Raw genomic sequence first — 6,376 nt, 5'->3', positions numbered from 1 at the left:
AAGGCGCCCGCGTTGATCGCCAGCACCGTGTGCGTGACGCGCTCGGTGGCCGGCAGCAGGCGGCTGCGGTCCTCGACCACGAAGTCCCACAGCGTGAGCACGATCTCGACGCCGAACACCGCGAGCAGCACCCAGGCCCAGGCACCATGCCAGGCCCAGGACGAGAGGCCGATGAACAGCAGGCAGTAGATCGACGAGCGCGTGGCGTGGATCGCGAGCTCGCGCCCGGCCGAGGCGCGCCGCGGCAGGGCCTCGGTGCCCTCGTGGTGGTAGAGCGTGTCGAAGGCGCCGAGCGCGCCCTGGGCCGCCATCAGCTGCAGCGCCAGCAGGTGCGTGTCGATCATGCGGGGGCGGACACTTCCTCGAACACGCCGACCTGGGTGAAGGTGGTGCCCATCAGCGGGTGGCGGATCTCGATGCGGATGTTGAAGCGCTCGGGCGTCTCGTTGTGGTGCCAGAGGAAGGTCTTGCCCGGCGTGAGCAGGCCCGGCAGCGGGAGGCGCCAGCCGAACAGGTCCCAGAAGTAGCCGTCGCTCTGGAAATGCAGGCTGCCGTTCTCCACGCTGAGCACCAGCTTCATGCCCAGGCCCATGCCGACGTACTCGAGCACCTCGCCGCGTTCGCTCTCGCGCATGAAGCTGGTGAACTGGATCGGCCGGCGCCCGTGCAGCCGGTAGATGCGCTGCTTGTAGATCGCGGGGTCGCCGGGCTTCGCGTAGACCTGGATCTCGACCGGGAAGTCGGCGTCGCTGTAGGGGATCAGCGCGCCCTGGATCAGCGGCTGCGTGAGATGGCCCAGCAGCCGGCCGAAGCGCGAGCAGCGCAGCTCGCTGAGCCGGCCGCGGTAGTGCAGCGCCTTGCCGGGCGAGGGGTTCTTGTCGAAGCGGCGGCGGATGTCGGCATGCAGGCCCTGCCAGGCGGCGCCGAGGATCTTCTTGAAGAGCTCGCCCTCGGAGGGCCCGGGCGCGGACCCGGCCTCCTGCGAAACGCGCGCCGCATGTGTATCGACCATGCGGCGATTCTGCCTCGCCGGCCCTGGCCCGACCCCGCGGCGGCGCCCGGTTTTCGCGCCATGGGACAATCGCCGCCTCGCTCTCCGAACGGCCCCTCGCGGCCACCTTCTTGGAACGGGCCCGTCCGGCCCTCAAGCATCATGCGCGCCTTCACGCTCTCCGATTTCGATTTCGCCCTGCCGCCCGAGCTGGTGGCGCAACACCCGGCCACCGAACGCACCGCCTCCCGCCTGCTCGACGGCACCGGCCCCGCACCGGCCGACCGCATCTTCCGCGACCTGCCCTCGCTGCTGCGCGAAGGCGACCTGCTGGTCTTCAACGACACCCGCGTCGTCAAGGCGCGCCTGTTCGGCGAGAAGCCGACCGGCGGCAAGCTCGAGCTGCTGGTCGAGCGCGTGCTGCAGGGGCAGGAGGTGGTGGCCCACATGAAGGTCAGCAAGAAGCCGCCCGTGGGCACCACGCTGCAGATGGTCGGCGGCTTCCGCGCCACCCTGCTCGGCCGCTGGCCCGAGGAGGACGGCGCCCTGTTCCGCTTCGCCTTCGAGAGCGACAGCGGCGAGAACCCCTACCTGCTGATGGAGCGCTGCGGCCACGTGCCGCTGCCGCCCTACATCACGCACGACGACTCGGCCGAGGACGAGCGCCGCTACCAGACCGTGTTCGCGCGCGTGCCCGGCGCCGTGGCCGCGCCCACCGCCGCACTGCACTTCGACGAGGGCCTGCTGGCCGCGCTCGAGGCGCGCGGCGTGCAGCGCGCCAACGTCACGCTGCACGTGGGCGCCGGCACCTTCCAGCCGGTGAAGACCGAGAACATCGCCGAGCACACCATGCACGCCGAGCGCTACGAGGTGCCCGAGGCCACGCAGCGCGCCATCGCCGAATGCAAGGCGCGCGGCGGCCGCGTCGTGGCCGTGGGCACGACCACCGTGCGCACCCTCGAGTCGTGGGCCAGGAGCGGCGAGGCCGCGGGCGACACCCGCATCTTCATCACGCCGGGCTTCGCCTTCGCGCACGTCGACCTGCTGATCACCAACTTCCACCTGCCCAAGAGCACGCTGATGATGCTGGTCTCGGCCCTCGCGGGCTACGAGCGCGTGATGGCGCTGTATGCGCACGCCATCGCGCAGCGCTACCGCTTCTTCAGCTATGGCGATGCGATGCTGTTGGAACGGACTACTTCCGGCCACAAACGGTCAGAATAGATTGAATCCTTGGTCGCGCCTTTGTCGGGCAGCTCAGAATAGTTCTGGAGAATGAAATGCTCACTCGCCTAAAAGTTTCCGGGTTTAAGAACTTACGTGATATCGACGTTCAATTTGGGCTATTCACCTGTATCGCAGGCGCAAACGGCGTGGGGAAGTCGAATCTCTTTGATGCCATCACCTTCTTGAGCGACTTGGCATCGATGCCGATCATCAAGGCCTGCAGCAATGTTCGAGGGACACATGGACGAGCATCGGACTTCGCCTCGCTCTTTTTTAGAGAGAAGGGATCTGATGCGCTGCGCATGGAGTTTCTTGCCGAACTGATCATTCCCAACGAAGTTGTCGATGACTTTGATCGGAAAGCCAGACCCACTGCAACCTTGGTGGAGTACACGCTGGTTCTCCGGCTGAACTCAGACGCAGTCTCGGGGCCATCAAAGGATCCGGTCTATATCGAGAAAGAAGAGCTTCGCGCAAAGCCATCGAGCGACGCCCAAAAGTTTCTTCAATTTGAAGGAGGGACGGAGCTCGCGAAAAACAAGAAAATCGTCTTCGGACCAGGTCCGCGGACATCTCCATTCATCGAAACCGACAACACCGGGCCTGACACGGCAATTCTCCTGAGAGGCGATGGAGGCGGAAGAGGCAACCCCCAGCGAATCTTCGCGCAAAAGAGCCCCCAAACCGTGCTGTCTGGTGTCAACCTCTCATCCCATCCCACAGCGCTTGCAGTTCGAAGAGAGATGCAATCGTGGCGGATGTTGCAGTTGGAGCCGACAGCTCTTCGGGCGCCCGATGACATTTTTGGAGACTCGTCGTTGTCTCCTACTGGCGAGCATCTCCCGAACACCCTATTTCGACTCGGGCGCTATGGAGATATCGCAAATCGACTCGCTGACCTGATTCCCGGTGTCGAATCTCTAGATGTCGATACCGATCAGACGCGCCAACAACGTACGCTCTCGGTGACCATGAGCGACAAACGGCCATATTCCGCAAGTTCGCTGTCGGACGGCACGCTGCGGTTTCTGGCACTTGCAGTGCTATCGAATGATCCGGATGCGAGTGGTCTTGTTTGCCTGGAAGAACCAGAAAATGGTATTCACCCCCAGCGAATTCCGGAGATGCTCAAGTTAGTTCGTGAACTGTCGGATGCAGATCTTTCCCCGGCCGAGCTTGCGAGTCAACTCAATCTCCGACAGGTGATCATCAACACGCACTCTCCGCTTGTTGTAGCCGAGCTTCTTGACGATGAACTTCTTTTTGCCGAAACGGTTCGCCTGAAAGCTCAATCGTTCGCCAACTTCAAGCCTATCAATGGGACGTGGAGAACGAAGTCCTCGACGACGCAGCAGCCCTCAAGCATCATTACCCGGGGAGAGTTGCATGCCTACTTGTCTGGAAACCGCCTTCCGCCAAAACCGAAGGGGACCAACAAGCTGGTGCGGGATCATCTTCCCGAAACCATCGACCTCTTTCAAGGATCCTGAAGCGTGGCATGCCTGCAATGAGAACACTTACTGCAACATTGGTCACCGATGGCACCTCTGATCGAACGCTTCTTCCCGTAGTGCAGTTCTTGCTCGACGAATGGAGCCCGATTCCTCATCGCATTCTGTTTGCCGAAGGCTTGCATCGCGGTCCGTTGACTGCGCGGCTTCCCCGCGTTCTGCAACTTTATCCTTGCGATCTGTTGTTCATTCATCGAGATGCGGAAGCGGCTCCTCCTGCGACAAGACAGCAAGAAATCGAACAAGCCGCAAAGCAGGTGCGAATCCCCACATCGCACATCTGTCTGATACCGGTCCGCATGACAGAAAGTTGGTTGCTGCTTGACTCAAAAGCCATTCGAGCGGCTGCGGGCAACCCGGATGGAAATTCTCCGCTGCAGTTGCCTCCTCCCAAGTCCATCGAGAAATTGACAGACCCCAAGGCCAAACTCTTCGAAGCGCTGGTTTCAGCATCGGATCGAACAGGGAGACGCAAACGACAGTTCAAACCCGAGGCAGCAAGACATCGTGTGGCGGAGCTGATGGACTTATCCAGCCTCCGCCTTGTCCCATCGTTCGCGCACGCCGAAGCGCAGGTCAAACAGTTTTTTGAAATTTATGGAAAACGGGCTTAAGTTCCAGGTACTGCGTCAAGAGGGCCACGCGCGCCGCGCCACGCTCACGCTCAACCACGGCGTGGTGCAGACGCCGATCTTCATGCCCGTGGGCACCTACGGCACCGTCAAGGGCGTGATGCCGCGCAGCCTCGAGGAGATGGGCGCGCAGATCATCCTGGGCAACACCTTCCACCTGTGGATGCGCCCGGGCCTGGACGTGATGCAGAGCTTCGGCGGGCTGCACCAGTTCGAGAAGTGGAACAAGCCGATCCTCACCGACTCGGGCGGCTTCCAGGTCTGGTCGCTGGGCGCGATGCGCAAGATCAGCGAGGAGGGCGTGAAGTTCGCGTCGCCGGTCAACGGCGACAAGCTGTTCCTCACGCCCGAGGTCTCGATGCAGATCCAGACCATCCTCAACAGCGACATCGTGATGCAGTTCGACGAGTGCACGCCCTACGACACCAAGGGCCACATCACGACCGAGGCCGAGGCACGCATCTCGATGGAGCTGAGCCTGCGCTGGGCCAAGCGCTGCCAGGCCGAGTTCGAGCGGTTGCAGAACCCGAACGCGCTGTTCGGCATCGTGCAGGGTGGCATGTTCGAGAACCTGCGCGAGGAATCGCTGGCGGCGCTGGTCGAGCTGGACTTCCCCGGCTACGCCATCGGCGGCGTGAGCGTGGGCGAGCCCAAGGAGGAGATGCTGCACATCATGGGCCACACGCCGCACCGGCTGCCGGCGAACAAGCCGCGCTACCTGATGGGCGTGGGCACGCCCGAGGACCTGGTGCAGGGCGTGGCCGACGGCGTCGACATGTTCGACTGCGTGATGCCCACGCGCAATGCGCGCAACGGCACGCTGTTCACGCGCTTCGGCGACCTCAAGATGCGCAACGCGCGCCACAAGAGCGACCCGCAGCCCATCGATCCGAGCTGCACCTGCCACGCCTGCGCGGGCAGCTCGGGCGTGAGCTGGAACGACGGCGGGCGCGAGGGCTTCAGCCGCGCCTACCTGCATCACCTCGACCGCTGCGGCGAGATGCTCGGGCCGATGCTCACGACCATCCACAACCTGCACTACTACCTGAATCTGATGCGCGAGATCCGCGAGGCGCTCGACGCGGGAACGTTCACGGCATTCCGGGCGCGCTTCAAGTCGGAGCGCGCACGGGGCGTCTGAGACGCGACGGGCGTTCCGCGCTAACCTCGCGGGCTTCCAGGCTGTCGTCTTCCACGCCCATGAGCACCGCACCCTCGCCCTACACCGCGCGCTATCCCTCGCTCGCCGAGCGCACCGTCTTCATCTCGGGCGGCGCGAGCGGCATCGGCGAAGCGCTGGTGCGGGCCTTCCATGCGCAGGGCGCGAAGGTCGGCTTCTGCGACCTCGACGCCGCCGCGGGCCAGGCGCTCGCGGGCCAGCTGCGCGGCGAGCATCCCGCGCTGTTCCTGCCCTGCGACGTGACCGACACGGCCGCGCTGGGCGCCACCATCGAGTCGGTGCGCTCGCACTTCGGGCCGGTGGGCGTGCTGCTCAACAACGCGGCCAACGACCGCCGCCACGAGATGGCCGACGTCACGGACGAGGACTTCGACCGGCTGGTGGCCGTGAACCTCAAGCACCAGTTCTTCGCCGCGCAGGCGGTGGCGCCCGACATGCGCGCGCTGGGCGGCGGCTCGATCGTCAACTTCGGCTCGGTCAGCTGGATGATGAAGGGCCGCGGCTATCCGGTCTACCAGGCCTGCAAGGCCGCGGTGCGCGGCCTCACGCGCTCGCTGGCGCGCGACCTGGGCAAGCAGAACATCCGCGTCAACACGATCGTGCCGGGCTGGGTGATGACCGAGCGGCAGCTGCGGCTGTGGGTCAAGCCCGAGTCGGGCGCGGAGATCGACGCCGCTCAGTGCCTGCCGGGCCGCGTGATGGGCGAGGACATCGCGGCGATGGCGCTGTTCCTGGGTGCCGACGATTCGCGCATGTGCACGGCGCAGGACTACGTGGTGGACGCGGGCTGGACCTGAGCGCCAGCGCGCACCGCCAAAAGAAAAAGCCCGGCACT

Annotated in this window: 6 protein-coding genes and 1 pseudogene; 5 read left to right on the top strand and 2 right to left on the bottom strand. The window is 64.4% G+C overall.

The features are described from left to right. Together AC27VN_RS29290 and AC27VN_RS29285 are read right to left on the bottom strand one after the other, a co-directional pair. A pseudogene (locus AC27VN_RS29290) lies at positions 1-344 on the bottom strand (TIGR01777 family oxidoreductase); the annotation flags it as partial. Further along, a complete protein-coding gene (locus AC27VN_RS29285; protein WP_490878817.1) occupies positions 341-1,012 on the bottom strand; it encodes a DUF4166 domain-containing protein in 672 nt (223 codons plus the stop codon). The gene AC27VN_RS29285 and the pseudogene AC27VN_RS29290, both read right to left, overlap by 4 nt. Before the next feature lie 141 nt (positions 1,013-1,153). Here AC27VN_RS29285 and queA point away from each other — a divergent pair, with 141 nt between their 5' ends. The 5 genes from queA to AC27VN_RS29260 are packed head-to-tail and all read left to right on the top strand — an operon-like array spanning position 1,154 to position 6,338. Next, complete coding sequence (gene queA / locus AC27VN_RS29280) at positions 1,154-2,215, top strand: tRNA preQ1(34) S-adenosylmethionine ribosyltransferase-isomerase QueA (RefSeq protein ID WP_490878816.1); 1,062 nt, start codon at positions 1,154-1,156, stop codon at positions 2,213-2,215. Positions 2,216-2,271: 56 nt separating this feature from the next. Then, a complete protein-coding gene (locus tag AC27VN_RS29275; RefSeq protein ID WP_490878815.1) occupies positions 2,272-3,708 on the top strand; it encodes an AAA family ATPase in 1,437 nt (478 codons plus the stop codon). 17 nt (positions 3,709-3,725) lie between these two features. Continuing rightward, positions 3,726-4,343 (top strand): hypothetical protein, encoded by a 618-nt coding sequence (locus AC27VN_RS29270; RefSeq protein WP_490878814.1) that lies wholly within the window; start codon positions 3,726-3,728, stop codon positions 4,341-4,343. Next, positions 4,327-5,502: a tRNA guanosine(34) transglycosylase Tgt gene (gene tgt, locus AC27VN_RS29265; RefSeq protein ID WP_490878813.1), complete on the top strand. Its 1,176-nt coding sequence runs from the start codon at positions 4,327-4,329 to the stop codon at positions 5,500-5,502. Before AC27VN_RS29270 ends, tgt begins: the two co-directional genes overlap by 17 nt. Before the next feature lie 59 nt (positions 5,503-5,561). Beyond that, positions 5,562-6,338 carry an SDR family NAD(P)-dependent oxidoreductase gene (locus AC27VN_RS29260; protein WP_490878812.1) on the top strand — a complete coding sequence of 259 codons (777 nt, stop codon included), beginning with the start codon at positions 5,562-5,564 and terminating at the stop codon, positions 6,336-6,338. Positions 6,339-6,376: the final 38 nt, after the last annotated feature.

The sequence above is a fragment of the Variovorax sp. 20P10.2.4 genome, assembly GCF_058244205.1.
The sequence above is the reverse complement of the archived record's forward strand: the minus strand, read 5'-3'. Positions and strand labels throughout refer to the sequence as shown.

Coding starts and splice junctions, on each gene's coding strand:
- queA (WP_490878816.1), top strand. CDS start 1,154: ATGCGCGCCTTCACGCTCTCCGATTTCGATTTCGCCCTGCCGCCCGAG.
- AC27VN_RS29260 (WP_490878812.1), top strand. CDS start 5,562: ATGAGCACCGCACCCTCGCCCTACACCGCGCGCTATCCCTCGCTCGCC.
- AC27VN_RS29285 (WP_490878817.1), bottom strand. CDS start 1,012: ATGGTCGATACACATGCGGCGCGCGTTTCGCAGGAGGCCGGGTCCGCG.
- AC27VN_RS29270 (WP_490878814.1), top strand. CDS start 3,726: ATGAGAACACTTACTGCAACATTGGTCACCGATGGCACCTCTGATCGA.
- AC27VN_RS29275 (WP_490878815.1), top strand. CDS start 2,272: ATGCTCACTCGCCTAAAAGTTTCCGGGTTTAAGAACTTACGTGATATC.
- tgt (WP_490878813.1), top strand. CDS start 4,327: ATGGAAAACGGGCTTAAGTTCCAGGTACTGCGTCAAGAGGGCCACGCG.